The sequence below is a fragment of the Aequorivita vladivostokensis genome (genome assembly GCF_000952855.1).
Lineage (GTDB): Bacteria > Bacteroidota > Bacteroidia > Flavobacteriales > Flavobacteriaceae > Aequorivita > Aequorivita vladivostokensis.
Genome location: NZ_JSVU01000012.1, coordinates 25,513 through 49,629 on the forward strand (window position 1 = coordinate 25,513; position 24,117 = coordinate 49,629).

Annotated in this window: 27 protein-coding genes; 18 read left to right on the top strand and 9 right to left on the bottom strand. The window is 40.1% G+C overall.

All coding sequences use genetic code 11. From position 1 onward, the window contains the following. Nucleotides 1-89: 89 nt before the first annotated feature. On the bottom strand, nt 90-1,094 hold the full coding sequence (locus tag MB09_RS14330) for an aldo/keto reductase (RefSeq protein WP_045081608.1): 1,005 nt from the start codon (nt 1,092-1,094) through the stop codon (nt 90-92). 203 nt (nt 1,095-1,297) lie between these two features. Next, on the bottom strand, nt 1,298-2,194 hold the full coding sequence (gene xerD, locus MB09_RS14335) for a site-specific tyrosine recombinase XerD (RefSeq protein ID WP_045081609.1): 897 nt from the start codon (nt 2,192-2,194) through the stop codon (nt 1,298-1,300). Between the two features lie 111 nt (nt 2,195-2,305). Here xerD and MB09_RS14340 point away from each other — a divergent pair, with 111 nt between their 5' ends. The 6 genes from MB09_RS14340 to aroQ all read left to right on the top strand — a co-directional run bounded on the left by MB09_RS14340 (nt 2,306) and on the right by aroQ (nt 6,483). After that, on the top strand, nt 2,306-2,851 hold the full coding sequence (locus tag MB09_RS14340) for a porin family protein (protein ID WP_045081610.1): 546 nt from the start codon (nt 2,306-2,308) through the stop codon (nt 2,849-2,851). Between the two features lie 176 nt (nt 2,852-3,027). Continuing rightward, entirely contained in the window at nt 3,028-3,654 is a 627-nt protein-coding gene (locus MB09_RS14345; RefSeq protein ID WP_045081611.1) for a porin family protein, read from the top strand. A gap of 278 nt (nt 3,655-3,932) precedes the next feature. Beyond that, nucleotides 3,933-4,553 (top strand): porin family protein, encoded by a 621-nt coding sequence (locus MB09_RS14350; protein WP_045081612.1) that lies wholly within the window; start codon nt 3,933-3,935, stop codon nt 4,551-4,553. Nucleotides 4,554-4,678: 125 nt separating this feature from the next. Next, nucleotides 4,679-5,326, top strand: coding sequence for a porin family protein (locus MB09_RS14355; protein WP_045081613.1), 648 nt, complete (start codon nt 4,679-4,681; stop codon nt 5,324-5,326). Between the two features lie 328 nt (nt 5,327-5,654). After that, entirely contained in the window at nt 5,655-6,017 is a 363-nt protein-coding gene (locus MB09_RS14365; protein WP_045081615.1) for a porin family protein, read from the top strand. A gap of 49 nt (nt 6,018-6,066) precedes the next feature. Continuing rightward, complete coding sequence (gene aroQ / locus MB09_RS14370; protein ID WP_045081616.1) at nt 6,067-6,483, top strand: type II 3-dehydroquinate dehydratase; 417 nt, start codon at nt 6,067-6,069, stop codon at nt 6,481-6,483. 162 nt (nt 6,484-6,645) lie between these two features. On the opposite strand, the gene lpdA is transcribed toward aroQ, so the two are convergent. The 4 genes from lpdA to MB09_RS14390 form a co-directional block, all read right to left on the bottom strand. Then, nucleotides 6,646-8,022, bottom strand: a complete 1,377-nt coding sequence (lpdA, locus tag MB09_RS14375) for a dihydrolipoyl dehydrogenase (protein WP_045081617.1) — start codon at nt 8,020-8,022, stop codon at nt 6,646-6,648. A gap of 170 nt (nt 8,023-8,192) precedes the next feature. After that, entirely contained in the window at nt 8,193-8,597 is a 405-nt protein-coding gene (msrB, locus tag MB09_RS14380) for a peptide-methionine (R)-S-oxide reductase MsrB (protein WP_045081618.1), read from the bottom strand. Continuing rightward, the gene (gene msrB, locus MB09_RS14385) at nt 8,581-9,075 is read right to left on the bottom strand and encodes a peptide-methionine (R)-S-oxide reductase MsrB (RefSeq protein ID WP_045081619.1); all 495 of its coding nucleotides are present in this window, start codon (nt 9,073-9,075) and stop codon (nt 8,581-8,583) included. The genes msrB (MB09_RS14380) and msrB (MB09_RS14385) overlap by 17 nt, the downstream gene beginning before the upstream one ends. Before the next feature lie 87 nt (nt 9,076-9,162). Further along, a complete protein-coding gene (locus MB09_RS14390) occupies nt 9,163-9,693 on the bottom strand; it encodes a hypothetical protein (protein ID WP_045081620.1) in 531 nt (176 codons plus the stop codon). 216 nt (nt 9,694-9,909) lie between these two features. Here MB09_RS14390 and MB09_RS14395 point away from each other — a divergent pair, with 216 nt between their 5' ends. The 7 genes from MB09_RS14395 (at nt 9,910) to mscL (ending at nt 18,718) form a co-directional block, all read left to right on the top strand. After that, nucleotides 9,910-10,728, top strand: a complete 819-nt coding sequence (locus MB09_RS14395; protein WP_045081621.1) for a M48 family metallopeptidase — start codon at nt 9,910-9,912, stop codon at nt 10,726-10,728. A gap of 85 nt (nt 10,729-10,813) precedes the next feature. Next, on the top strand, nt 10,814-12,133 hold the full coding sequence (locus MB09_RS14400; RefSeq protein ID WP_045081622.1) for an MFS transporter: 1,320 nt from the start codon (nt 10,814-10,816) through the stop codon (nt 12,131-12,133). 48 nt (nt 12,134-12,181) lie between these two features. Next, nucleotides 12,182-13,576 carry a DUF6252 family protein gene (locus tag MB09_RS14405; RefSeq protein WP_045081623.1) on the top strand — a complete coding sequence of 465 codons (1,395 nt, stop codon included), beginning with the start codon at nt 12,182-12,184 and terminating at the stop codon, nt 13,574-13,576. A gap of 263 nt (nt 13,577-13,839) precedes the next feature. Then, a complete protein-coding gene (lon, locus tag MB09_RS14410) occupies nt 13,840-16,290 on the top strand; it encodes an endopeptidase La (protein ID WP_045081624.1) in 2,451 nt (816 codons plus the stop codon). A 217-nt stretch (nt 16,291-16,507) separates the two neighbouring features. Continuing rightward, nucleotides 16,508-17,527 carry a type IX secretion system protein PorQ gene (porQ, locus tag MB09_RS14415; RefSeq protein ID WP_045081625.1) on the top strand — a complete coding sequence of 340 codons (1,020 nt, stop codon included), beginning with the start codon at nt 16,508-16,510 and terminating at the stop codon, nt 17,525-17,527. Then, entirely contained in the window at nt 17,527-18,222 is a 696-nt protein-coding gene (gene cmk, locus MB09_RS14420; protein WP_045081626.1) for a (d)CMP kinase, read from the top strand. The genes porQ and cmk overlap by 1 nt, the downstream gene beginning before the upstream one ends. A 64-nt stretch (nt 18,223-18,286) precedes the next feature. Then, nucleotides 18,287-18,718, top strand: a complete 432-nt coding sequence (gene mscL, locus MB09_RS14425; protein ID WP_045081627.1) for a large-conductance mechanosensitive channel protein MscL — start codon at nt 18,287-18,289, stop codon at nt 18,716-18,718. Here mscL and MB09_RS14430 read toward each other — a convergent pair. Next, nucleotides 18,715-19,089, bottom strand: coding sequence for a PH domain-containing protein (locus MB09_RS14430; RefSeq protein WP_045081628.1), 375 nt, complete (start codon nt 19,087-19,089; stop codon nt 18,715-18,717). The genes mscL and MB09_RS14430 overlap by 4 nt on opposite strands. A gap of 43 nt (nt 19,090-19,132) precedes the next feature. Next, complete coding sequence (locus MB09_RS14435) at nt 19,133-19,549, bottom strand: helix-turn-helix transcriptional regulator (RefSeq protein WP_045081629.1); 417 nt, start codon at nt 19,547-19,549, stop codon at nt 19,133-19,135. Between the two features lie 292 nt (nt 19,550-19,841). Here MB09_RS14435 and MB09_RS14440 point away from each other — a divergent pair, with 292 nt between their 5' ends. The 5 genes from MB09_RS14440 (at nt 19,842) to MB09_RS14460 (ending at nt 23,724) form a co-directional block, all read left to right on the top strand. Continuing rightward, a complete protein-coding gene (locus MB09_RS14440; protein ID WP_045081630.1) occupies nt 19,842-21,008 on the top strand; it encodes a M14 family zinc carboxypeptidase in 1,167 nt (388 codons plus the stop codon). Nucleotides 21,009-21,041: 33 nt separating this feature from the next. Next, complete coding sequence (locus MB09_RS14445) at nt 21,042-21,521, top strand: Lrp/AsnC family transcriptional regulator (RefSeq protein ID WP_045081631.1); 480 nt, start codon at nt 21,042-21,044, stop codon at nt 21,519-21,521. 70 nt (nt 21,522-21,591) lie between these two features. Beyond that, nucleotides 21,592-22,107, top strand: a complete 516-nt coding sequence (locus MB09_RS14450; RefSeq protein ID WP_045081632.1) for a DinB family protein — start codon at nt 21,592-21,594, stop codon at nt 22,105-22,107. Continuing rightward, nucleotides 22,108-23,064, top strand: coding sequence for a YihY/virulence factor BrkB family protein (locus tag MB09_RS14455; RefSeq protein WP_045081633.1), 957 nt, complete (start codon nt 22,108-22,110; stop codon nt 23,062-23,064). It abuts the gene before it with no gap. Between the two features lie 111 nt (nt 23,065-23,175). Beyond that, nucleotides 23,176-23,724: a type 1 glutamine amidotransferase domain-containing protein gene (locus tag MB09_RS14460; protein WP_045081650.1), complete on the top strand. Its 549-nt coding sequence runs from the start codon at nt 23,176-23,178 to the stop codon at nt 23,722-23,724. Between the two features lie 64 nt (nt 23,725-23,788). On the opposite strand, the gene MB09_RS14465 is transcribed toward MB09_RS14460, so the two are convergent. Then, nucleotides 23,789-24,082, bottom strand: coding sequence for a hypothetical protein (locus MB09_RS14465; protein WP_045081651.1), 294 nt, complete (start codon nt 24,080-24,082; stop codon nt 23,789-23,791). Nucleotides 24,083-24,117: the final 35 nt, after the last annotated feature.

Sequence of the window (24,117 nt, forward strand, 5' to 3'; positions counted from 1 at the left end):
CGAAAGGGGAACTTCACTGTTATAATTAAAAAAAGCTCCTTTTGGAGCTTTTTTTAATCTGATATTCTAATCTATAGCAAGTAAATTCTCTAAAAAAGATTTTTCACCTTTTGGATGCCTTTTTTTACGCCTTCCACAATTGGTGAATTTTCATCATAAATATCCTTATATCCTTTGCTCGGTTCTTCAAAGAACTTACCTGTAATGAAACGATAGTGTTCATCCAACTTTGCAATGGCCTTCATATCGGTCTCGTCCAGTTCTATTGAGGCAGCTTTAAAATTCTCTTTTATGTGTTCTTTGCTTGTTGATTTCGGAATGGCGGCGTTACCCCGATGGTTGTGCCAACTTATCAAGATTTGCCCTGCGGAGGCATTGTGCTTTTTGGCAATATCTTTTATAGTATCTATTTCCAAAAGGTTGGGTTCATTCTCTCCTTTCATACTGTCAGACCGATCCCCGGATCCCAAGGGAGAATAGGCCGTAACCAATACATTTTCCGACTTACAATAAGCCAGAAGATCATCCTGTTGCAATAAAGGATGAAGTTCCACTTGGTTCATTTCAGGTTTTACGGAGGCCTTCACAATGAGTTCCTTCAATTTTACATCACTGAAATTGGACACGCCAATATGCTTTGCCAGCCCGTCCTTTTTTGCTTTTTCCATCTGTTTCCACGTTTCGATTATGGGCGCTTCTTCGGGAGTCAGATAGTCTTCGGGTTTTTTTGGGAAATCTACACCGTTTCTAAAGGCTACGGGCCAGTGGATCAAATAAAGATCTAAATAGTCCAATTGCAATTTTTTGAGGGAATCCTGTAAGGCAGGGATAACTTGACCTTCGGCGTGGGAATCGTTCCATAATTTTGACGTTATAAACACATCTTCCCTAAAGATTTTTCCTTCTGCGAATATTTCCGATAGGGCTTCACCTATCACTTCTTCATTGCCATAGGCAGCCGCAGTATCTATATGTCTATATCCAGCGTGAAGCGCATCCTTTACAGCTTTCTTTACGTCGGCTCCCGTAGATTTCCAGGTTCCGAGACCGATGGCGTGCATTGTATCTCCATTAGTGAATTTTAATGTTTTCATAGTTTCTTTGGTTTTTTAAAATCTCTTTTGAAAATACAAAAGGATGTGTGTTTTGTAAAGAAAAATGGCTGGTTTAGCTTTTATTTAACCTTGGCAGGGTTTAAACAAATATTTTTGAGCGTGATTTTTAGGATATGTCTTTGGGTACAGTTTAAAAAGGTATGCCTTTAATTATGCTCTTCAAGATTAAAATTTTAAGACGCTCATTTCCTCGGGTGGAACCGATTGATAATTTCGGTTAAATGCCTACGGTCAATATGTGTATAAATTTCGGTAGTAGTGATGCTCTCGTGACCTAGCATCTGCTGGATGGCGCGGAGATCGGCCCCGTTTTCAAGCAAATGGGTGGCAAAGGAATGGCGAAAGGTGTGCGGACTAATGGTCTTATGAATCCCTGCTTTTTCTGCTAAACGTTTTACAATGGTAAAGATCATTGCACGTGTTAATGGTCTTCCGTGTTGATTCAAGAAAACCGTATCCATAGCCGCGGGATGAATATTTTGGTGAATGCGCACCTCCTTCTTATAAATGTTAATATACTTTTCAGTGGTTGGTCCAATTGGTACCAGACGCTGCTTGTCGCCTTTTCCGGTAACCTTAATGAAACCTTCCTCAAAATAAAGATCTGAAATTTTAAGACTGGTAAGTTCTGAAACGCGCAGACCGCAGCCGTAAAGCGTCTCAATAATGGCACGGTTGCGCTCGCCTTGTTTCGAACTCAAATCTATAGCACTTATAATGGCATCTATTTCTTCCACGGCCAAAGTGTCGGGTAATTTTCGGCCTAACTTTGGAGCTTCAATAAGTTCTAGTGGGTTGGTTTTTCGATAATCCTCAAAAATTAGGTAATTAAAAAATCCTTTAAGCCCCGAAATCAATCGACTTTGGGTACGGGGATTTACTTTTTTTGCAACCTCATAAATGAACTCCTGCAAGATTTCCTCAGAAATATCTACGGGCGAAATCTCGATTTTATTGGTGTTCAGCCATTGGGCAAGTTTCTTTATGTCCAATGAATAATTGAGGATGGAATTTTCGGAGAGTCCACGTTCCAATCGGAGATAATTTTGATAATCCTTTAAAACTTGAAGCCACTTCATTCCGCTATATTACTACTAAAAACAATAGTTAACAAAAAACTAAATGTATTTTTAGGCATAACATTAAGGGTATCTTTGCGTTTTAATTGAAACCTCAAAAAAAATAATATCATGAAAAAATTAATTGTAGCAGTCATTACATTATTTATTGGAACCACCGCATTTTCGCAGGAAATAGATCTTGGAATTAAAGCGGGCGCCAACTTTGCTAATATTTCGGATGCCTCCGGACTTTCAAACAAAACGGGCTTTCAAGCGGGTATTTTTGGCGGTGTGAAATTTACGGATAAGGTGGGTATTCAAGCCGATTTACTATACTCACAGCAGGGAGCGGAGTTTGATGCAGGAGAATTTGATCTAAGCTATGTGAATATTCCTGTAGTATTGAAATATTATTTGGTTCAAGGGCTTAATATTCAAGCTGGACCACAGTTTGGATTTGTGGTAGATGACAAAATTTCAATTGGTGTTTTTGAAGATATTGCCGAAGCTGAAACCACAGATGTTTCCGGAATAGTGGGAGCGGGTTACGATTTTCCATTTGGAGTGCGTTTAGATGCACGATATAACTTTGGCTTAACCGATGTGTCAAAAGATATTGATGGCAAAAACAGAAATAGTGTGTTCTCCCTTGCTTTAGGATATTCATTTTTATAAACAATGCAAAAAGGTCGGAAGATCATAGAAATTTGACAGTTTTCTTATAAAATTTTTAAGACCAATTGCTAAAAAGCCCCTAAAACCGAGGCTTTTTTCGTTAAAAGAAGGTAAAAACCATGGCGATTCACTGAATAATTGTTTCATTTGAACCGTTAACTAAAAAAATCACAGATATGAAAAAGCTAGTAATTATTGCTGCAATCGCAGTGTTTGGTATTACCTCTGCCAATGCCCAAGAAGTACGTATAGGTGCAAAGGGAGGTGTAAATTTGGCAACCTTAGGGGGTGATGTGGAAAACGCAGATCACAGAACGGCCTTCCACCTTGGTGGTTTGGTAGAAATCCCCTTAAGCGAAAGATTTGCCATCCAACCAGAGATATTATATTCGGCACAAGGTGCAGAATATGAAGATTCGGGCTCCTTTGCAGGGGTACCTTATGATTATACTGTTACTACCAAATTAGATTATATTCAAGTTCCAGTTATGGCCAAGGTTTATTTGGTTGAAGGACTTGCCCTGGAAGCCGGGCCACAGGTGGCATTTTTGGTAAATGATAAATATGAATATGACGGAGATTTAGGTCCATTTGGAGATAGCGGCGAAGGCGATTTAAATGAAAACGACCTTTCCTCCATAGATGTTTCACTTGGTGCCGGAGCTTCCTATAGACTCCCTATGGGTTTGTTTTTCGGAGCTCGTTATAATTTTGGACTGGGTAATGTAAATGATGGTGCCGATAAGGATGACTATAAAATCCATAATAATGTGCTGCAGGCATCTGTTGGATATTCATTCTAATTTTTGAAGTGAAAAAATTCTGAAAACTAAAACCGTCCCAATTTGGGACGGTTTTTTGATTTAATTGTTATCGATAGTTGTACAAAGAGCTTTTTTACAAAATATATCATAGAATATGTTAGGATTGCTGATAATGAGAATCATAGAGTTTTGTGAGATGAAATTTTGGTTACATTTATTCTACATAATGTTACATATGAAACATCAGGGTATTAAAAACTTTTAGTATTTTTAATGAGACAATATTGTCGTTTTAATTAATTTAAAATTTATTCATTATGAAAAAACTTTTACTTTTTATTGCAGTCATGTTATTCACATTAACGTCTGTACAATCGCAGGAATTCAGAATGGGTGCGAAAGCTGGATTAAACGTCGCTTCTTTGGGAGGTGATAGCTACTATGGTGGCTTAGGAAGTCTTGGCTCACGCACAAGTTTTCACATTGGTGGTCTGGTTGAAATTCCTTTGATGGGAAAATTTTCCATACAGCCTGAATTATTGTACTCTTCAGAGGGTTTGGATTGGAGTTTCGGCACTTTAGGAGAAGATACAAAATTGGATTTTGTTCGGGTACCTGTAATGGTAAAGTTCTATGTTATTGAAGGCTTAAGTGCTGAGGCCGGACCTGTATTTGGTGTTTTGGTTAATGCTGAAGGAACCTATTACGATAATAATGGCGACTTGGTAAATGGTGATGCTAAAGATTATTATAGAAGTTTTGATGCCCAATTTGGCATTGGAGCTTCATATCGATTGAACATGGGTGTTTTCTTCAGCCTACGTTATAACAAAGGATTGTTGAATGTAAATGAAGAATATAGAGTTTTAGGTACGACCTACAATTCCGGTAAAAATCAAAGTAACGTTTTCCAAGTTTCCGCGGGATATTCATTCTAAATTTCAAATTTTCATATTTCAAAAAAGCAGGGCAAGGTTCCTGCTTTTTTTATTTATGTTCAGTTTTGTTTGTTTTTTTTAAGTTTTAGTTATCTTTAATGAGATAACCTTTAAAATCTTTAATTATGAAAAAACTCTTACTTTTTGTGGCAATTGCCGTAATGACTATTAGCAATGCCCAATCCCAGGAATTGCGGATAGGTGCAAAAGCTGGTGTGAATTTCGCCTCGGTAGGCGGGGACTTTACAGATAATTATGATGGGCGTACAAGCTTCCACATAGGTGGTTTGGTTGAAATTCCCATCTCCGAAAAATTTTCCATTCAACCTGAACTTTTATATTCCGGACAAGGTGCAAAATCTGAATATGATAACAGTTTTGGAGATAGTTTGGTGATCGGGAAGGAAAAATTAAAATTGGATTATATAAATATTCCCATTATGGCGAAATATTATATTATTGAAGGTTTGAGTGTGGAGGCGGGCCCACAATTTGGAATTTTAGTTTCTGCTAAAAATGAATACGAGGAGTCCGGCTTTAGAGGAGAGATATCTGGTGAGGAAGATGTAAAGGATTTTTATAATACGTTAGATATTGGCTTTGGATTGGGTACATCTTATCGATTGAACAACGGGGTATTTTTCAGTGGACGTTATGTGATTGGTCTTACAGATATTACTGATGACGACGACGTTGATTTTGGCCCTTTGGATATTGATGGATATAAACAACGAAATGGGGTATTACAGTTTTCTGTGGGATTCTCTTTTTAGATTGTAATTATATATTCATAAAATGGTTGGGACTAGGTATCTGCTTTTTATTTACAGAATGCCGTTTAAAACAAATGGGAATTAGTATTATATTTAATACTGATTGAAAATCCTGTTTACTATGATAAAAAATATTCTTTTTATACTTGCTATTGTTTTTTTTGCGCAAAGTAACGCACAAAGCCTCAATTTAGGCGGAAAGACAGGTGTTAACTTTGTTGTTTTGAACACTGACAATTCTAGAAACTATGTAAATATTTTCAATTACCATATTGGTGCGGTCGGCCGGGTTAGAATTACTGAAAAGTTTTCCGTATAGCCCGAGCTTTTGTATTCCACCCAGCGTTATTCCTATGAAACCCTTAGATATTATATGGATTATATAAACCTTCCGATACTGGCAGATTACAAAGTTGTCCGAGGATTAAGTTTACAGGGGGGACCACAATTTGGTTTTAATGTGAAGAAACGTGTAAAAATGAAAGCTGGGGATGATACTGCTGGGATGGACAGAAATTTGGAAAACGTTGAAGCGCTAAATATCGGCCTAGATTTTGGAGCGCAATATAAGCTGCCCATAAATCTCTTCTTTCAAGCTCGATATACTTGCGGCCTGACACGTATATATGATGATTCCGATTTGAAAAATGGAGTTTTTAGCCTTTCTGTAGGTTATTTTGTTTTTAAGTAAATTTTGACCGCCTTCTTTTGCTGCAATTTATATTTTCTATATTTATAAAATGAAAATCATCATAATAAACGGCCCAAACCTGAACCTGCTCGGTAAGCGCGAGAACGATATTTACGGCAACGAGACCTTCAATGATTTTTTTGAAAAATTAAAAACGAAATACGCAAACCAGGAACTTTCCTATTTTCAATCAAATATTGAAGGGGAACTGATAGATAAACTCCAAGAAGTAGGGTATGACTATGATGGGATAATTCTAAATGCCGCTGCTTATACACATACTTCCGTAGGCATCGCAGATGCTGTTAAAGCAATAACTACGCCTGTGGTGGAAGTACATATTTCAAACACTTTTTCAAGAGAGGATTTTAGACACAAAAGCTACATTTCGCCAAATGCGAAAGGGGTAATTGTTGGCTTTGGCTTGCAGAGTTATGAGTTGGCTTTGCAAAGTTTTTTAAAATAAAGCGAAGAGGAATTAGCGATGAGCGAAAAATTTCCCTAAAATATGGCAAATAAAAAAACCGCAACATTGCGGTTTTTTTATTTTTCTAACGTCTAACGTCTAACGTCTAACGTCTAACGTCTAACGTCTAACGTCTAACGTCTAACGTCTAACGTCTAACGTCTATAAGTGAATCACTTCCCCATAAGCATCGGCGACCGCTTCCATCACAGCCTCGCTCATAGTAGGGTGCGGGTGGATCGCTTTTAATACTTCGTGGCCAGTGGTTTCAAGTTTTCTTCCCAACACGGCTTCCGCAATCATATCGGTTACGCCGGCACCAATCATATGGCAACCCAGCCATTCGCCGTATTTGGCATCAAAAATCACTTTTACAAAACCGTCCTTTTCACCCGAAGCACTTGCCTTTCCGCTCGCACTGAAGGGGAATTTTCCAACTTTCAGTTCATATCCAGCTTCCTTGGCCTGCTTTTCGGTCATTCCAACACTTGCTATTTCAGGACTCGCATAAGTACAGCCCGGAACGTTTCCATAATCAATCGGTTCTACGTTTAAACCGGCAATTTTTTCCACACAGGTTATTCCTTCTGCGGAAGCAACGTGGGCTAGGGCAGGACCCGGAACCACATCGCCAATGGCATAGTAGCCGGGAATATTGGTTTGGTACCAATCATTTACCATAATTTTTCCTTTATCGGTAACGATGCCAACTTCCTCCAATCCTATATTTTCAAGGTTTGAGGCGATTCCCACTGCAGATAGTACAATTTCGGCTTCCAGCGTTTCTTCGCCTTTTGAAGTCTTTACTGTAGCTTTTACCAGTTTTCCAGAGGTATCCAATTTTTCTACGGAAGAATTGGTCATCACTTTAATTCCTGCTTTTTTGAAGGAACGCTCAAATTGTTTTGAAACGTCCTCATCTTCCAAAGGCACTAGGTTTGGCAAAAATTCAACGATTGTGACTTCCGTTCCCATAGAGTTGTAGAAATGGGCAAACTCAACGCCTATGGCGCCACTGCCCACAACTATCATGCTTTTTGGCTGTTTCTTTAGCGTCATTGCCTCTCGGTAGCCAATTACTTTTTTGCCGTCCTGTTTTAGGTTTGGCAGTTCGCGGGAACGCGCCCCAGTTGCAATGATTATATGGTCTGCGGAATATTCCTTTCCGTCAACATCTACCTTTTTTCCGGGTTTTAATTTTCCAAAACCATTAATGACTTCAATTTTGTTCTTCTTCATCAAAAACTGAACGCCCTTGCTCATTCCCTCAGCTACGCCGCGGCTTCGCTCGATAACCTTTCCGAAGTCCTTGTCAAATTCCTTTACGGTTAGCCCGTAACTGTCAGCGTGTTTCAGATAATCAAAGACTTGGGCACTCTTTAAAAGTGCTTTGGTAGGAATACATCCCCAGTTCAGACAAACGCCGCCAAGGCTTTCTTTTTCAATAATGGCGGTCTTTAAACCTAATTGTGAAGCCCTAATGGCGGTAACATATCCGCCCGGACCGCTTCCTAAAACTATTACGTCGTATTTACTCATTATGTAATTTTAAGTGTATTTCTTTTGAAGCAACGAATTTACGAAATCCAAAGGGAAAAAATCCAAATAACAAATTTCAAATCCCAAATAAATTACGAATATGAATATTCAAAAAACAAAAAATTCCAAAAGATTGCTCCTTTGGAATTTTATTTTTTGGGTTTTCAACTTTATTTCTTTTGAAAATTAAGTGAAAGTGAATTCACACAATACCGCTGTCCCGTTTCTGTAGGGCCATCATTAAAGATATGCCCTAAATGGCTACCGCAATTAGAACAAAGAATTTCAGTACGAAGCATGCCGTGCGAAGTGTCTTTCACATATTCTACTGCGCCTTCAATTGAATCGTCAAAGGAAGGCCAGCCACAGCTGCTTTCAAACTTGTTCTCGCTTGTAAAAAGCGGGGTATGGCAAGCGCCACAAACGTAGGTGCCGTTTTCAAAATGCAGGTTATACTCCCCCGTGCGGGGAAATTCGGTACCCTTCTCACGAAGAATGTGGTAGCGCTTTTCGCCCAGTTCCTCGCGCCATTCGGCTTCCGATTTTGTAATGGGATATTTATTTGGATTCTCCATTGTCTGGTATAAACTTTAAGGCCACGCCGTTAATACAGTGTCTTTTTCCTGTGGTTTCCTTTGGACCGTCGTTAAACATGTGTCCCAAATGCCCGCCGCAGGTAGCGCAGTGCTCCTCCGTTCTTGTGTAACCAAGTTTATTATCGGTGGAAAATGCGACATTTCCTTCAATCACCCGATCAAAACTTGGCCAGCCGGTACCACTGTCAAACTTATGTTCACTTTCGTAAAGTGGCGTGCCGCAACCAGCGCACACATAAGTTCCTTTTTGGTGATTGTCGTTCAACGGACTTGAGAAAGCGGGTTCTGTAGCCTCATGGCGCAAGACCTGATACGCCTCCGGGGATAGCTGCGCCGTCCATTCGGCATCGGTCTTGGTTACTTCAAAAGTTTTGTTTTCGGTAGTGTTGCTCTTTTGGGCTGGCGAATTGCAGCTAAAAAATAAGAGCCCCACTAGTAATAGACTGAAAGATTTCATAGGTTTCAATTGATTTTTTTAAAATTTTAGATATACAACTTTGTCTGTGGAAATGTGGTTAACTTACATTTCACAAAAATGCTGTCACTAAAGTTCTATCTTTTCAATCTGGGATCCATCGGCCTGCATTACTTCCAAAATATCGCGCATGGACGGATTGGTTTTCGCAAATTCGGCAGGAACTACAGCTACTCTGAAGGTTTGTCCATTCAAATCCTTCGGATCAATATTGGTCAAATCGAAATTTCCTTCAATAGTGAATTGCACACTTATAAAGGTGCTATTGTAATTATACTGAATAAAATCACCGGTTCCATCTTGATAGAACTTATTTTGGGGAAGTTGTGTCCAAATATCGGCAGGAGGAGATACGGTATCATCTAGGCCCGACAAACGATATACAAGGACTACATCGCTTTCAAACACTTCAAAGGGATAATTATAAACCGATGTAAAGTAAAGGTTTTCCGGATAGTCGCTGTAACTGAAAGCAGGGCTTACTTCGAAAACGTTGGCATATACCAAACCACCATCAAGACCGGGAGGCCCTGGATCGCCTTCGCAGGAAGTAAATAAAATGGTTGATGAAAGAGCGAGAAATAGAAGTATGTTTTTCATAATTGTTGTTTTTAAGATTTATAGTAGTAGATGTTTCAAAAGTCGTTCCAACTTTTAAAAGTGAATAAATTTAAGGGCTTCGGGAACATTTCACTATTAAAGAAACACTAAAGTTTAGCTTACAAGCAATGATTGCTGAAATTAATTTTACAATAATTTTAATACGGTCCTAAATTTTATATTTCTAATTTTAACATTCAAACAAAACCATCATTTATGAAATATTTAAAATCACTATCTATTTTAATCCTGGGAGCAGTTGTGGTTGCCTGTAGCACAAACCCTTTCACGGGAAAACAAACCTTGGCGCTCGTACCGAATTCGCAAATTCTACCGATGGCATTCCAACAATATGAAGAATTTTTATCTGAGCACAAGGTAATCAATAACACTGCCGATGCCCGGATGGTAAAAAGTGTAGGACAAAAGATTGCCGCCGCAGCTGAACGTTATTTGACCGCCAATGGATACGCCGGATATTTAACCGATTATCGATGGGAATATAACCTTGTGGCAAGTAAGGATGTTAATGCTTGGTGTATGCCCGGCGGAAAAATAGTGGTTTATACCGGGATTCTTCCGATTACGAAAAATGAGGCCGGACTGGCTGCCGTTATGGGTCACGAGGTGGCACATGCCCTCGCCAATCACGGGCAGCAACGGATGAGTGCTTCTCAACTGCAGCAACTTGGGGCCGTAGCCGGAAATATAGCTCTTTCAAATGATCCCGAATATCAAAATATATTTAATACCGCTTATGGCGTAGGCACCAGTGTAGGTGTGATGCTTCCTTTTAGCAGAAGCCATGAAACGGAGGCCGACCACATAGGTTTAATTTTAATGGCGATAGCGGGCTATGAGCCAGCCGTTGCCGCAGAACTTTGGCAGCGTATGCAAGCGCAGGAGCAGGGTGCGCCGCCAGAATTTTTAAGCACACACCCTTCAAGTAGCACCAGAATTCAAAATATCCAAGCTTGGGCGCCAGAGGTAAGGGCAGAGGCCAGAAAGTTTGGCGTTACCTCCTTTAAAAGGTAAGTAGTAAGAGATAAAATTTGAAAAATCCCGCGGCAAGCGGGATTTTTTATTAGATTAGTGGCCTTAAAAAAACTGCCGATACACCATGCCCAATTTACCCAAAGGAAGTAAAAAACTGCTAAATGCTTGGGCTTTTTATGATTGGGCAAATTCGGTTTACAGCCTCGTGATTGCTTCGGCTATCTTTCCTATCTTTTATCAGGCATTATTTAAAACGGCGGGAGTAACTTCCGTTCAGGTTTTTGGGGGAGCAATCAGGAGCACTCCGTTGATTAGCTATACCACCGCGGCCGCATTTTTATTGGTTGCTATTATTTCACCTTTGCTTTCGGGAATTGCCGATTATGTGGGAAACAAAAAGAATTTTATGAAATTCTTCTGTTACCTCGGCGCCCTGTCGTGTATGGGGCTTTATTTTTTCAGTATTGAAAATATTCACATTAGTCTTCTGTTTTACTTCTTTGGGTTGATCGGCTTTTGGGGAAGCCTGGTTTTTTACAACTCCTATTTGCCCGATGTGGCCTTCCCGGAGCAGCAGGATAGGGTGAGCGCGCGGGGCTATTCCTTGGGATATATAGGTAGTGTGGTTTTGCTCCTTTTCAATTTGGCCATGGTGATGAAGCCCGAAGCCTTCGGTTTTGGGGAAGGAGGCGCCGCAAGTGTGAAAGCCATGCGCTGGTCGTTCGTTACCGTTGGAATATGGTGGATTCTCTTTAGCCAATATTCCTTCTATTTTCTTCCGAAGGGAAACAAGTCCGGAAAAAAAGTAAGTACAAAAATACTGTTGAACGGTTTCCGCGAATTGAAAGGTGTTTACAATTCGCTTTCTGAAAATTTACAGTTAAAAAGGTATTTGGCGGCGTTTTTTGTTTACAGCATGGCGGTGCAGACGGTGATGCTTGTGGCTACTTATTTTGGAGAACAGGAAATTAATTGGGGCGGCGATGACGCCAAGACAATGGGTCTTATCGTGAGTATCCTCATTATTCAGCTTGTGGCGGTCGGGGGTGCGATTCTAACCTCCCGCGCCTCAGAAAAGTTCGGAAATATTCCCGTGCTCATTGCAATTAATATTGTTTGGGTGGGTATTTGTATCGTTGCGTTTTTTATAGTGGAACCTATTCAATTTTATATAACGGCTGGGGTGGTAGGCCTTGTAATGGGCGGAATCCAGTCCCTTTCACGTTCAACGTATTCAAAATTTTTACCCGACACCAAGGACACTACTTCCTATTTCAGTTTTTATGATGTTGCCGAAAAGATTGGGATCGTAATAGGAATGTTGATTTATGGATTTATAGACCAAATTACGGGAAGTATGCGAAATTCCATATTGTTCCTGGTGCTATTTTTTATGACCGGAGTATTTTTATTGGCAAGAGTGCCACGAAATAAAAACCGTTAAACAATTTTTGTTTAAGTTTGCGATTATTACCTACAAACTACTTATTTTATGAAGAAAATGTATTTTTTAAAAGGAATGCTCTTGGCATTTCTGGCATTTCAATTTTTATCCTGTGATAACGAGCCCCTTACAGGTGAATTTATCCAAGACGAACAGAATGATGCAGCGGAGGGACAATTTAGGGCACAGGTTGAGGGAGAGGAGTTTATAGCAAACTCGGTTTCCGCCACACTTACTACAGATAATCAATTGGTAATCACGGGTTCCAAACCTGGAGGTGAAAATATAACTCTTGCCGTTGTGGATGCTGCGGTGGGCTCTTTTGATCTATCATTGGGAGGAACGATTAACAATTCTGGTTCATATTTCGATGGATCGAACAATCCGCTTCCTTATATTTCTGCAGATGCATTGGGAGGATATGGCTTAATGAATATTACCGCCCTGGATACCAGTGCTGAAACAGTTACTGGAACTTTCAGTTTTGTAGGGCTGCGTATTAAGATTGATGGCGACGGCAACCCCATCCTTGATGGTGATGGAAATCCCGTTTTGGAGGAAATTGCGATAACCAGTGGGTCGTTCAACGCTATTCCTTATATTATCGATGATACCGGCGGCGGTGGCACAGGAAGCGATCCCAACAATGAATTTTTCGCCAAGATTGACGGCGTTGATTTTGTGGCCGATTCCATTTTCGTTACCGAGCCGATAGTTGCTGACGTACATATGATAAGCATTAAAGCCAATTCCAATACCGGAGCGCAAATGCGAATTGATGTGCCACGTTCGCTGGGCGTGGGCACTTTTGACATGGTCCAAATTTCAGATGGTACCAAATTAATTGGAGTTTACAACGCAGGCAATGGTGCCGATAATCTCACCTCAAACCCCGGAACCATGACCATTTCAGAATTTGATTTGGAGTTGGGTATTTTAAAGGCAACCTTTGCCTTCACCGCAACCGACCCTTTAAATCAAGTGCCGGACGTGGTCGAGGTTACTGAAGGAAATTTTACCGTATATTTTGAAGGTGTGCCCGGTGCAAATAATATGTTCACCGCAAACGTGGACGGAACCACTTACACTCCCGACGACATTACCATAACTACCGATGGCTTTAATCAATACCCTACCATAACCATCACAACTACCTTGGGCGACCAAAGAATGAAACTTACATTTCCTGCCACGATTACCGAAGGTTCTTTTGAAATGAGCACTGAAGTTATTGTAGGAGATGAAATAGTGGGAACTTACACTCCCGAAATAGGCACCTCGATAACCTACGTTTCCAGCCCGGGAACCATTGTTATTACCAACTATGATCTTGCCAACGGAATTATTGAAGGCCTCTTCAACTTTAGCGCTGTGGATGCCACGGGGCAGGACCCAACAGTTTATCAAATAACCGGAGGGGAATTTTTGGCAGTTCTTCCTTAAAAAATTTAATTTACTTTTTAAAAGCCGTTTTTGGAAACTCCGAAAACGGCTTTTCTAATGGAATTTAGCTTTATTGACCCTTTAAAATTTCACAATAAATAGCTTGCGCTCCATAAAATTGGAACTGGCACAACTCTTGAATTATTAAGAAGTGAACCTTCAAAACGATTGAAAATCAAGGTTCTTTTGCGAAGAAAAATATAAATTATAATTAAAACGGCTTGTGCTCACTACATTTGTGACACAATGTCTTAAAAAGATATATGGCGAATTCAAAATTAACATCATTAGACAAGTTGTCATTTCAAGATTTAAAGGAAGATGCAGAGTTTATTCCGCTAATGTCCGCCGAGGATGAGGATGCGATGCACAAAGAGGAGCTTCCGGAAATATTGCCCATTCTACCGCTGCGAAATACCGTCCTTTTTCCGGGAGTGGTTATTCCCATTACGGCTGGGCGCGACAAATCCATCAAGCTTATCAATGAAACCAATAAAGGCAATAAGGTAATCGGGGTTGTTTCCCAGATAGATGAAAACGAGGAGGAACCCGGAATCGAGGATATCAACACCATCGGTACCGTGGCCCAGATACTCCGCGTCCTGAAAATGCCTGATGGCAATACCACGGTTATAATCCAAGGAAAAAAACGCTTTGAAGTTGCCGAGGTAATCACTACGAGCCCATATATGACGGCCACTATAAGGGAAGTTGCCGAGGCACGTCCCGAAAAAGAAAGCGAGGAGTTCAGGGCGATTATCGACTCTATAAAGGAGATGGCGCTTCGGATTATAAAGGAAAGCCCCAATATTCCATCGGAAGCAGCCTTTGCCATAAAGAATATTGAAAGCTCCAGCTTTCTGATAAACTTTGTTTCGTCAAATTTGAATATTGAAGTTGAGGAAAAGCAGACGTTATTGGAAATTAACAATCTAAAAGACCGTGCGCTGGAAACACTTCGTTATATGAATATGGAAATCCAGAAGCTTTCGCTTCGCAATGATATCCAGTCCAAGGTGCAAAGCGATATCAACCAGCAACAGCGCGAATATTTTCTTCAGCAGCAGATGAAGACCATCCAAGAGGAATTGGGTGGCTCTTCCATGGAGGAGGAAATAGACGAAATGCGCGAACGCGCCAAGACCAAAAAATGGAGCAAGGAGGTTGACAAGCACTTCCACAAGGAATTGTCAAAACTGCAACGGATGAATCCGCAGGTATCTGAATTCAGCATTCAGCGAAATTATCTGGACCTGCTTTTGGACCTTCCGTGGAATAAGTATAGCAAGGATAAATTCGATTTAAAGCGCGCCCGAAAAATTCTGGACCGCGACCATTACGGACTTGACGATGTTAAGAAACGCATCATAGAATATTTGGCCGTTCTAAAACTTCGAAATGATATGAAATCGCCCATTCTCTGTCTTTATGGGCCTCCGGGCGTGGGTAAGACTTCCTTGGGAAAATCCATCGCGGAAGCCCTGGGCAGAAAATATGTACGTATGAGCTTGGGCGGATTGCGTGATGAAGCTGAGATTCGCGGGCACCGAAAAACCTATATAGGCGCCATGCCGGGTCGTATTGTGCAGAGCATAAAAAAGGCCGAGACGAGCAATCCGGTTTTTGTTTTGGATGAAATTGATAAAATTTCAGCAAGCAATCAGGGCGATCCTTCTTCGGCAATGCTTGAGGTTTTGGACCCGGAGCAAAACAATTCCTTTTACGACAACTTTTTGGAACTGGGCTATGACCTTTCCAAAGTAATGTTTATAGCAACCTCAAACAGTTTGAGCACTATTCAGCCCGCATTGCGCGACCGTATGGAAATTATAAACGTTACGGGCTATACCGTTGAGGAAAAGGTGGAAATCGCAAAGCGCCATTTGCTTCCCAAGCAATTGAAGGAGCACGGAATGGACAGCGATGCGTTGAAGATAGCCAAGCCCCAACTTGAAAAAATTGTGGAAGGCTATACCCGCGAAAGTGGAGTACGCGGTTTGGAGAAACAAATCGCAAAAATGGTGCGCTATGCGGCCATGAAAATTGCGATGGAAGAGGAATACGAAATAAAAGTAACTAATGACATCATAATTGAAGTTTTGGGCGCCCCAAAAATGGAGCGCGACAAATATGAAAATAATGATGTAGCAGGCGTGGTAACGGGTCTTGCCTGGACAAAAGTTGGCGGTGATATCCTCTTTATTGAATCAGCGCTTTCCAAAGGAAAAGGAACTCTGAATATGACAGGAAACCTGGGCAAGGTAATGAAGGAATCTGCCACAATTGCCTTGGAATATATAAAGAGCAATGCCGAAAAATTAGGCATTGACCCGGATATATTCGACAAATATAACGTGCATATCCACGTGCCGGAAGGTGCCACGCCAAAGGATGGTCCAAGTGCCGGTATCACTATGCTGACCTCGCTTGTATCGCTCTTTACCCAACGCAAAGTGAAAAAATCCATTGCGATGACAGGTGAAATTACCTTGCGTGGAAAAGTGCTGCCGGTTGGCGGAATCAAGGAAAAAATCTTAGCGGCAAAGCGTGCTCGAATTAAGGAAATCCTGCTTTGTGAGGACAATAAGCGCGACATAGACGAGATAAAACCCGAATATCTAAAAGGGCTCACCTTTCATTACGTAAAGGATATGAGCGATGTTCTGGAGCTAGCGCTTACCAAGGAAAAGGTCAAAAACGCAAAGAAATTGTAATAGGAAATTTAAATGATGATTAATGTATCTTTGGCCGACCCATTGATGCATTAGTCATCAATTTTTTTATGATTTCCTAACCTCTTAAATTATTAGCAATAAAACCGTAATGAAGATTGCGAAACTCAATAAAAAATTAATCCTTGATGTTTCCCACCTTTGCAAAAATAAATTATACTTGCATTCGTTTAGTTGTTAGTTACGGTAACTCACGTCTATGGCCCAAAAGGTTTTCTTAGTTGTCTCCCTATTAATATCTCAGCTTTTGACGGCACAGATAGGAGGTAGGGCCACATATCAGTTTTTAAATCTTACCAATAGTCCAAGAATGGCTGCCCTTGGCGGAAAAGTAGTTACCAATTATGATTATGACCCCACACAGCCGCTTTTCAATCCGGCGAGCATTAACCCAGAAATGGACAACCAGCTATCGCTTAACTACACCAACTACATTGGCGACGTAAACTACGGAACGGCCACCTACGCCTATCTTTGGGATCGCAGGACCCAGGTGTTGCACGCAGGGGTAACTTACGTTAATTACGGGAAGTTTGATGGTTATGATGAATTGGGCAACCCTACAAATAGTTTCAGTGGTGGGGAAGTAGCCCTTTCCTTGGGCCATGCCCGCAATATTGCTTTTACGAATTTCCACGTAGGTGTAAACCTAAAGCTAATTTCATCAAAACTGGAGAATTATTCCTCGTTCGGAGGAGCTCTGGATATTGGGGTAATGTATGTTTACGAAGATTGGGACCTTCATATAACGGGAGTGGCCAGAAACTTGGGAACACAGTTCACGCCATATCACGAAGAATATGAGCCCCTGCCGTTTGAACTTATCTTCGGAATTTCGCAGACCCTTCAGAATGTGCCCATTCGGTGGCATTTCACTTTGGAAAACATGCAGCAATGGAACGTGGCCTTTTCAAATCCCTCAAGAGAGGAGACCGATTTGGAAGGAAACACAACCGAAGAGAACATAAACTTTATAGACAACGCCTTTCGGCATATGATTGCTGGAATAGAACTATTTCCCGAAAGCGGCTTCAACATTCGCCTGGGCTATAATTTTAGAAGGGGCGAAGAATTACGAATTGCCGAAAAGCGTGCTTTCGCAGGTCTTAGTGCCGGTTTTGGCATTAAACTGAACAAACTTAGATTGAGCTATTCCTATTCAAAATACAGCACTGCGGCTTCTTCCAGCTTTTTCGGCCTAAATATAGATCTTCAGTAATGGGTAGAATTACAATAGCTATTGACGGATATTCCTCTACCGGAAAAAGTACGGTAGCAAAGCAATTGGCAGACTATCTGGGCTATGTGTATGTGGACAGTGGCGCCATGTACCGTGCGGTTACGCTTTACGCAATGCAGCAAGGTATTATTTCCAAAGCACATTTTGATACTTCAAAGTTAATAGCCTCACTTCCAGAAATTCACCTGAAATTTTATAAGGAACCCTCGTGGAACAAGGCCCATATTTTTTTGAACGGAAAGGATGTGGAGGATAAAATACGCAATCTTGAAGTTTCCGAATTTGTGAGTCCTGTGGCCACCATTCACGAAGTTCGTGCAAAACTGGTTGCGCAACAGAAACAGATGGGCCTGGAAAAAGGTGTGGTAATGGATGGTCGTGATATTGGAACCGTTGTCTTTCCGAAAGCGGAACTCAAGATTTTTATGAACGCATCTGCCGAGGAGCGCGCCCAGAGAAGGTATAAAGAGCTGTTGGAGCGGGGAGAACAGATTAAATTTAGCGAGGTGCTGAAAAATATCCAGGCGCGGGACCATATTGACACTACGCGCGATGATTCTCCTTTGGTAAAAGCTGCCGACGCCATTGATATTGATAATTCCGAAATGAATCTGGAGGACCAATTCCACACCGTCCTGCAACTTGCCAAAGACCGAATTGCCGGCCGCGTATAATTTCCTTTAATTATTTCTAAAAACTTTGCTATTATTGAATTCTAATTCACATTAAAAAATCAGCATGGCCTCATTTTTACAAGAATTTAAAAACTTCGCCATTAAGGGCAATATGATCGATATGGCGGTAGGTATCGTTATTGGTGCAGCTTTCAACAACGTAATAAGCACCATTGTAAAAAAAGTGGTGATGCCGCCGCTCTCATTGCTTACCGATGGGGTACATCTGGCCAATAAAAAATATGTGCTACGTGCGGCAAGCGATACTTCTGAGGAAGTTGCGATCGGCTATGGCGAACTCTTGGAGGTGTTGATTGACTTCTTTATCATCGCCTTCACCATTTTTGTGGTAATTAAATTCATCAACCGCTTTAAGAGAAAGGCCGAGGATCCGCAGGACAAGACCGTAGAGACGCCAAAGGACATTCAGCTCCTCTCGAATATTGAAAAATTAATGGAAGAGCAAAATAGTATGCTGAAAAGCAAACGCGATTAGGGTTGCACTCTTTTGGCGGTAGCCTTGCTTTTCTTGGTTTTGCCCACTTCACTGAACTCAAAGGTATAGTTGTCGCCGTCGGTGGTCAAAATTTTTATGAGGATCGCTTTTTTCTCCGCCTGATTCTTTGGGTTTATTTTTTTCAGCACATATTCGCAATCGTTGATCCACCTAATGGAGGAGGAATCTGTCTTTCCTTGGAAATAATCCACTTCTATGGAATCATTACGCACTATGGTAGTCTTGAAGACTTCGGTGCCGGAAAGCGCTTCAAACTCGAAGGTTCCTGTTTTGAAATCGGCACAATTCCGTTCGGTTTCATAGCAGCCGGTCAAGAATAAAAATGTGAAGAAAGCTAATAAAAAGCGCATAGTAGAATTTTACGCGAATTTCCGAAAAAATTACCGAAACCGCTCAATTTTGGTACACATTAAAGCTGCCGTCTTTGTAAAAGATTACAATCCTTTCAATTTCCTTGATATTTTGATTTGAGGGCTCCATACTTTTTGTGCCAACGTTTTCCTGCGAAAACAGATCTGGTGACTTTTCTTCGGAAACGGATTTCTTTTGGTTTTCGTTTTTGGGCTCGATTATATTTTCCGAAGTAGAGGGGAAAGTTCCTTTTCCGAAAAGAAGCCAATCCATATCCACCTCCGGAAATTTTTGATACAGCTTCATCACAAATTCCAAACTCGGTTTATTCCTACCTGACAATAAATGCGAAATAGTGGAGCGGTTAAAATCTATTTCCTCAGCAAATGCAGCCGCGGAAAGAGCGTAATATTCCAGTATTTTTTCCAAGCGTTTCGTAAAGTCCGAAGTGTTTACCATTGTAACTTCTCTTGATGTTTAATAAGGTTTACAAATGTAAATCATTTCTATTAACCCACATAATTATTCGTCATAAAACATAAAATTGGTGGAATATTTACTTTAGTTGAAATATATTAACTCACTGATAGATAATAATTTAAAGTAACAAATATTACGTCAGTACGTTTATGCATTGTTTCATAGACATTAAACCTTAAATTTGTTTACCAATGTAATCAGAAACATCTCAAATACTTGGTTACAATTGTGAACAACCCTTTGTTTAACTTTGTAAACTATATATATTCTTATGAAAATTGAGGATTGGTACCACAGTCATTTTGAAACACAATTAAGGGGTCGTTATATTGCCATGGATCATATTTATCCACTTTTGGATATTTATAAAAGGAAATATGAAATCTCGGTTCCGGGACTATCGGAACAAAACCGGGATATACCTTTAATAAAAATTGGTTTGGGAGAAAAGGTTGTTCTTGGATGGTCCCAAATGCACGGAAATGAAACGACGACCACCAAGGCAATTTTTGATTTTATTCGTTTTATAAACCAAAGTGATCACTTTCGCGACGTGATTGATAAATTCCTCGAGGAGTATTCTTTCTACATATTTCCAATTCTCAATCCTGATGGCGCAAAGCTTTACACCAGGGAAAATGCAAATGGTATTGATCTCAATAGAGATGCACAAGAACTCTCACAGAAGGAAAGTCAATGTCTCCGCAAAATTTTTGACGAGATTAAACCATTATTGTGTCTCAATATGCACGATCAGCGTTCCATCTATGGTTTTGCAAATGGCTGCCCTGCCACGGTCTCCTTTTTATCGCCAGCGGCCGATAGGAGTAGAACCATCACATCTTCCCGAAAGATAGCGATGGAATTGATCGTAAAAATGGAGCGAACGCTTAAAAAATATATTCCAGGCCATATTGGTCGGTATGACGACAGTTTTAACAAAGCCTGTGTTGGCGATACCTTTCAGAATGCAGGCACGCCGACCATCTTGTTCGAGGCGGGTCAATTTAAGGGGGATTATCACAGGGAAAAAACGCGGGAATATATTTTTTATTCGCTTTTGGCTGTGTTCGATATAATTGGGGATCCAGCTCTTCCATTAAATTATAAGGAATATTTTAAAATTCCCGAAAATCTCAAAAATTACAACGATTTTATTCTGAGAAATGTAAAATTGACAGGAACCTCAAAACGCGTGTCCATCGCAATACAATATCGTGAAGTTTTAAAAAATGAAATAGTTGTTTTTGAGCCATTTATTGATGAAATCGGCTCTTTGGAAAATAAATTCGGCATTGTGGAGAAAGATGCCGAAGGGGCTGAGATTTTAACAATTCCACAAGATAATTTAACAGTGGGTGCCAATATTTCAGAAATAATTGATAAAAATGACGAATCGGTAATTTATTTTCAAAAAATAAATTCTATTATAGCTTAAAACTTCATAGTTTTGCAAAAAAAAATAGATTTTATGCCAAAGTTTAAATTAGACGATATCGATCACAAAATTCTTGATCTATTAATAGACAATACACGTATTCCTTTTACTGATATTGCCAAGAAGTTGGAAATTTCCGCAGGTACTGTCCACGTAAGAGTGAAAAAAATGGAGGAAGCTGGTATTATTACCGGTTCTTCGCTGCAAGTAGATTATAAAAAGTTAGGATATTCCTTTATTGCGTATGTGGGGGTTTTTATTTTTAAGACCTCTCAAACCCAATTTGTATTGGAGCGCATAAGTGAAATCCCCTTTGTTACGGTAGCCCACGTTACTACCGGAAAATTTAATATATTCTGTAAAATTAGGGCCAGAGATACTGCGCACGCCAAAGATATAATCTATCAAATTGATGATATTGAAGGGGTTAGCCGTACGGAAACCATGATTTCTATGGAAGAGAGCATCAATGATAAAAAGCGCTTGCTGCACTCCATATTTAACGAGATATAACTTTCCGGTTATAATTTTTCTAAAACCTTTGTTCTTCAGCAAAGGTTTTTTTTATCTTTAAAATAAAACTATGAGGCCTAGGCAAATTAATTCCAGCGAGCACAATTCTTATTACAGGCAATATATTGACTTGGTGGAGGATATTCCCTTATTAAGTGCTTTGGAATTATCAAAATCCCGTACCCAATCATTTTTCCAAAACATTCCAAAGCAAAAATTGGAATACCGCTATGCAGAGAACAAATGGACTCCAAAGGATATTTTACAGCATATCATTGATACCGAGCGGGTTTTCGGCTATAGGGCGCTCTACTTTTCAAGAGATCAAAGTGCAGATTTGAGAGGTTTTGATGAGAATCAATTCGCCGCCAACACTCACGCCAATACTCGAACTATCGATGATTTATTGAATGAATATTTGGTGGTGCGGAATGCCACAGTAAGCCTCTTTAAGAGCTTTGACGACAATCAGTTGAAATCTATTGGAATGGTCAATAATAGTAAAATGTCGGTACGTGCCGCAGGTTTTATAATTTGTGGCCACGAAATGCATCATTGCAATATTATTAACGAACGCTATCTTTAAATGACCATATTCAAATTATTAAAGGACACCTATTTAAGTTGGGACAAAAATGATCCGTGGGCCAAAAGTGCGGTAATCGCTTATTACGCTTTGTTTTCATTACCCTCCTTGTTAATAATCACCGTTCATTTTGCCGGAGTATTTTTTGGAAGGGAAGCGGTGGAAGGCAGGATCACTGGGGAAATTAGCGGCCTAATAGGTCAGGGGAGTGCCGAACTTATTCAAGCCATGATTATAAATTCGGCGTTATCTGAAAATTCAGTTCTATTTATAATTTTTGGAATAGGTGTACTAATTTTTGGAGCTACGGGTGTTTTCTTTCAGCTCCAAAAAGCTTTGAATGATATATGGAGCGTGCGCGCAAAGAAAAATACTTTTCTCGATACACTTAAAAGAAGAGCAGTCTCATTTGGAATGGTTTTGGCCATTGGGCTCCTGCTTCTAATCTCACTTATAATAACTACGGCCATAAATGCGCTGAGCGATCTTATCGGAAATTATTATACCGACCTTTCCAAACAGGTAGTGCAGCTATTGAATTTTTTATTTTCACAGATAATTATAACGGCGCTATTCGCAACAATTTTCACACTCCTGCCCGATGTGAAAGTAAAGTGGAGAACCAATCTTATTGGAGCCTTTATGACATCCCTCTTATTTTTGGCAGGAAAATACTTAATCGGGTTTTATTTTGCTACATCCGATCCTGCTTCGGTATATGGAGGCGCCGGTAGTTTAGTGCTCATTCTTCTCTGGGTTTACTATACTTGTCTCATTTTATTCTTCGGGGCAGAATTTACCGTGAATTGGGCACTGCACCGCAATATAAAAATTGAGCCTACAAGTAATGCAACGCTATCCTACGAACAGGAAATGCTCGAACTCAGGGAATACAAGCGCAAGGTAGAAGAAGATAAAAAAAAAGCGGAAGCCTTAGAGAATAACGGAAACCCTTAGTACTTATTAACAAAGATTAGTAAAAGATTAATATCGAAAAATTGATAAGCCAAATTGCGCATGCTATATTCACATCAAAATTAATTGTTTAACCAAAAAAAAGAAAAAGATATGAATAAGAGAATCGCAATTTTAGCAACAAACGGATTTGAGGAATCTGAATTGAAATCACCCAAAGAGGCGATGGAAAAAGAAGGTTTTACCGTGGAGATTATTAGCGAAGATGAAGGCAAGATAAAAGCTTGGGCAGACGGGAACTGGAGTAATGAATACACTGTGGACAAAACCATTGAAAATGCCAACGCATCAGATTATAATGCATTGGTTGTTCCTGGCGGGGTTATAAATCCCGATAAACTGCGTAGAAATGAAAATGCACTTAAATTTGTAAAGCACTTCTTTGAGCAGAAAAAACCTGTAGCGGCAATTTGCCACGGACCTCAGGTTCTAATTTCTGCAGGAGTAGTGAAAGGAAGAAAAATGACTTCCTTCAGCTCCATTAAAGATGATTTGATCAATGCTGGAGCCAATTGGGTCGATCAAGAAGTAGTTGTGGACGAAGGTTTTGTAACAAGCCGAAACCCAGATGATCTACCAGCCTTCAACTCAAAATTGATTGAGGAAATCAAAGAAGGAAAACACGAACTTCAACACGCATAAAACCTGTTGAAATAATTGATTAAAAAAAGAGGCCATCTGGCCTCTTTTTTTTTGGGAAAAAAATCTATTCTTCCTCGTCCATTTTTTTTCTGTCTGGAATCTCACTGATCGGCTCGTTAAAGTCTGCATCATCATAATCATCTTCGTCAAAATTGGCCATCGTTGTTTCCAGTCGCGAGCTTACCTTCACAAGATATATGGTATCGTCCGTTCTTACCTCTACGGCTTCCACGGTTTCGTTTTTGGCATTTTTAAAAGTTATAACATGGTCATCATCATATCCATCGGGATATTTTTCCACTAAAAGGGAAAGTATTTCTGGAGTCAGCTTTCGGTAATCTACAATTATGCGCTTCATTAAAAATTCAATCTTTTGGTTTGTGGTTATAAAAC

Coding starts and splice junctions, on each gene's coding strand:
- MB09_RS14330 (WP_045081608.1), bottom strand. CDS start 1,094: ATGAAAACATTAAAATTCACTAATGGAGATACAATGCACGCCATCGGT.
- xerD (WP_045081609.1), bottom strand. CDS start 2,194: ATGAAGTGGCTTCAAGTTTTAAAGGATTATCAAAATTATCTCCGATTG.
- MB09_RS14340 (WP_045081610.1), top strand. CDS start 2,306: ATGAAAAAATTAATTGTAGCAGTCATTACATTATTTATTGGAACCACC.
- MB09_RS14345 (WP_045081611.1), top strand. CDS start 3,028: ATGAAAAAGCTAGTAATTATTGCTGCAATCGCAGTGTTTGGTATTACC.
- MB09_RS14350 (WP_045081612.1), top strand. CDS start 3,933: ATGAAAAAACTTTTACTTTTTATTGCAGTCATGTTATTCACATTAACG.
- MB09_RS14355 (WP_045081613.1), top strand. CDS start 4,679: ATGAAAAAACTCTTACTTTTTGTGGCAATTGCCGTAATGACTATTAGC.
- aroQ (WP_045081616.1), top strand. CDS start 6,067: ATGAAAATCATCATAATAAACGGCCCAAACCTGAACCTGCTCGGTAAG.
- lpdA (WP_045081617.1), bottom strand. CDS start 8,022: ATGAGTAAATACGACGTAATAGTTTTAGGAAGCGGTCCGGGCGGATAT.
- msrB (WP_045081618.1), bottom strand. CDS start 8,597: ATGGAGAATCCAAATAAATATCCCATTACAAAATCGGAAGCCGAATGG.
- msrB (WP_045081619.1), bottom strand. CDS start 9,075: ATGAAATCTTTCAGTCTATTACTAGTGGGGCTCTTATTTTTTAGCTGC.
- MB09_RS14390 (WP_045081620.1), bottom strand. CDS start 9,693: ATGAAAAACATACTTCTATTTCTCGCTCTTTCATCAACCATTTTATTT.
- MB09_RS14395 (WP_045081621.1), top strand. CDS start 9,910: ATGAAATATTTAAAATCACTATCTATTTTAATCCTGGGAGCAGTTGTG.
- MB09_RS14400 (WP_045081622.1), top strand. CDS start 10,814: ATGCCCAATTTACCCAAAGGAAGTAAAAAACTGCTAAATGCTTGGGCT.
- MB09_RS14405 (WP_045081623.1), top strand. CDS start 12,182: ATGAAGAAAATGTATTTTTTAAAAGGAATGCTCTTGGCATTTCTGGCA.
- lon (WP_045081624.1), top strand. CDS start 13,840: ATGGCGAATTCAAAATTAACATCATTAGACAAGTTGTCATTTCAAGAT.
- porQ (WP_045081625.1), top strand. CDS start 16,508: ATGGCCCAAAAGGTTTTCTTAGTTGTCTCCCTATTAATATCTCAGCTT.
- cmk (WP_045081626.1), top strand. CDS start 17,527: ATGGGTAGAATTACAATAGCTATTGACGGATATTCCTCTACCGGAAAA.
- mscL (WP_045081627.1), top strand. CDS start 18,287: ATGGCCTCATTTTTACAAGAATTTAAAAACTTCGCCATTAAGGGCAAT.
- MB09_RS14430 (WP_045081628.1), bottom strand. CDS start 19,089: ATGCGCTTTTTATTAGCTTTCTTCACATTTTTATTCTTGACCGGCTGC.
- MB09_RS14435 (WP_045081629.1), bottom strand. CDS start 19,549: ATGGTAAACACTTCGGACTTTACGAAACGCTTGGAAAAAATACTGGAA.
- MB09_RS14440 (WP_045081630.1), top strand. CDS start 19,842: ATGAAAATTGAGGATTGGTACCACAGTCATTTTGAAACACAATTAAGG.
- MB09_RS14445 (WP_045081631.1), top strand. CDS start 21,042: ATGCCAAAGTTTAAATTAGACGATATCGATCACAAAATTCTTGATCTA.
- MB09_RS14450 (WP_045081632.1), top strand. CDS start 21,592: ATGAGGCCTAGGCAAATTAATTCCAGCGAGCACAATTCTTATTACAGG.
- MB09_RS14455 (WP_045081633.1), top strand. CDS start 22,108: ATGACCATATTCAAATTATTAAAGGACACCTATTTAAGTTGGGACAAA.
- MB09_RS14460 (WP_045081650.1), top strand. CDS start 23,176: ATGAATAAGAGAATCGCAATTTTAGCAACAAACGGATTTGAGGAATCT.
- MB09_RS14465 (WP_045081651.1), bottom strand. CDS start 24,082: ATGAAGCGCATAATTGTAGATTACCGAAAGCTGACTCCAGAAATACTT.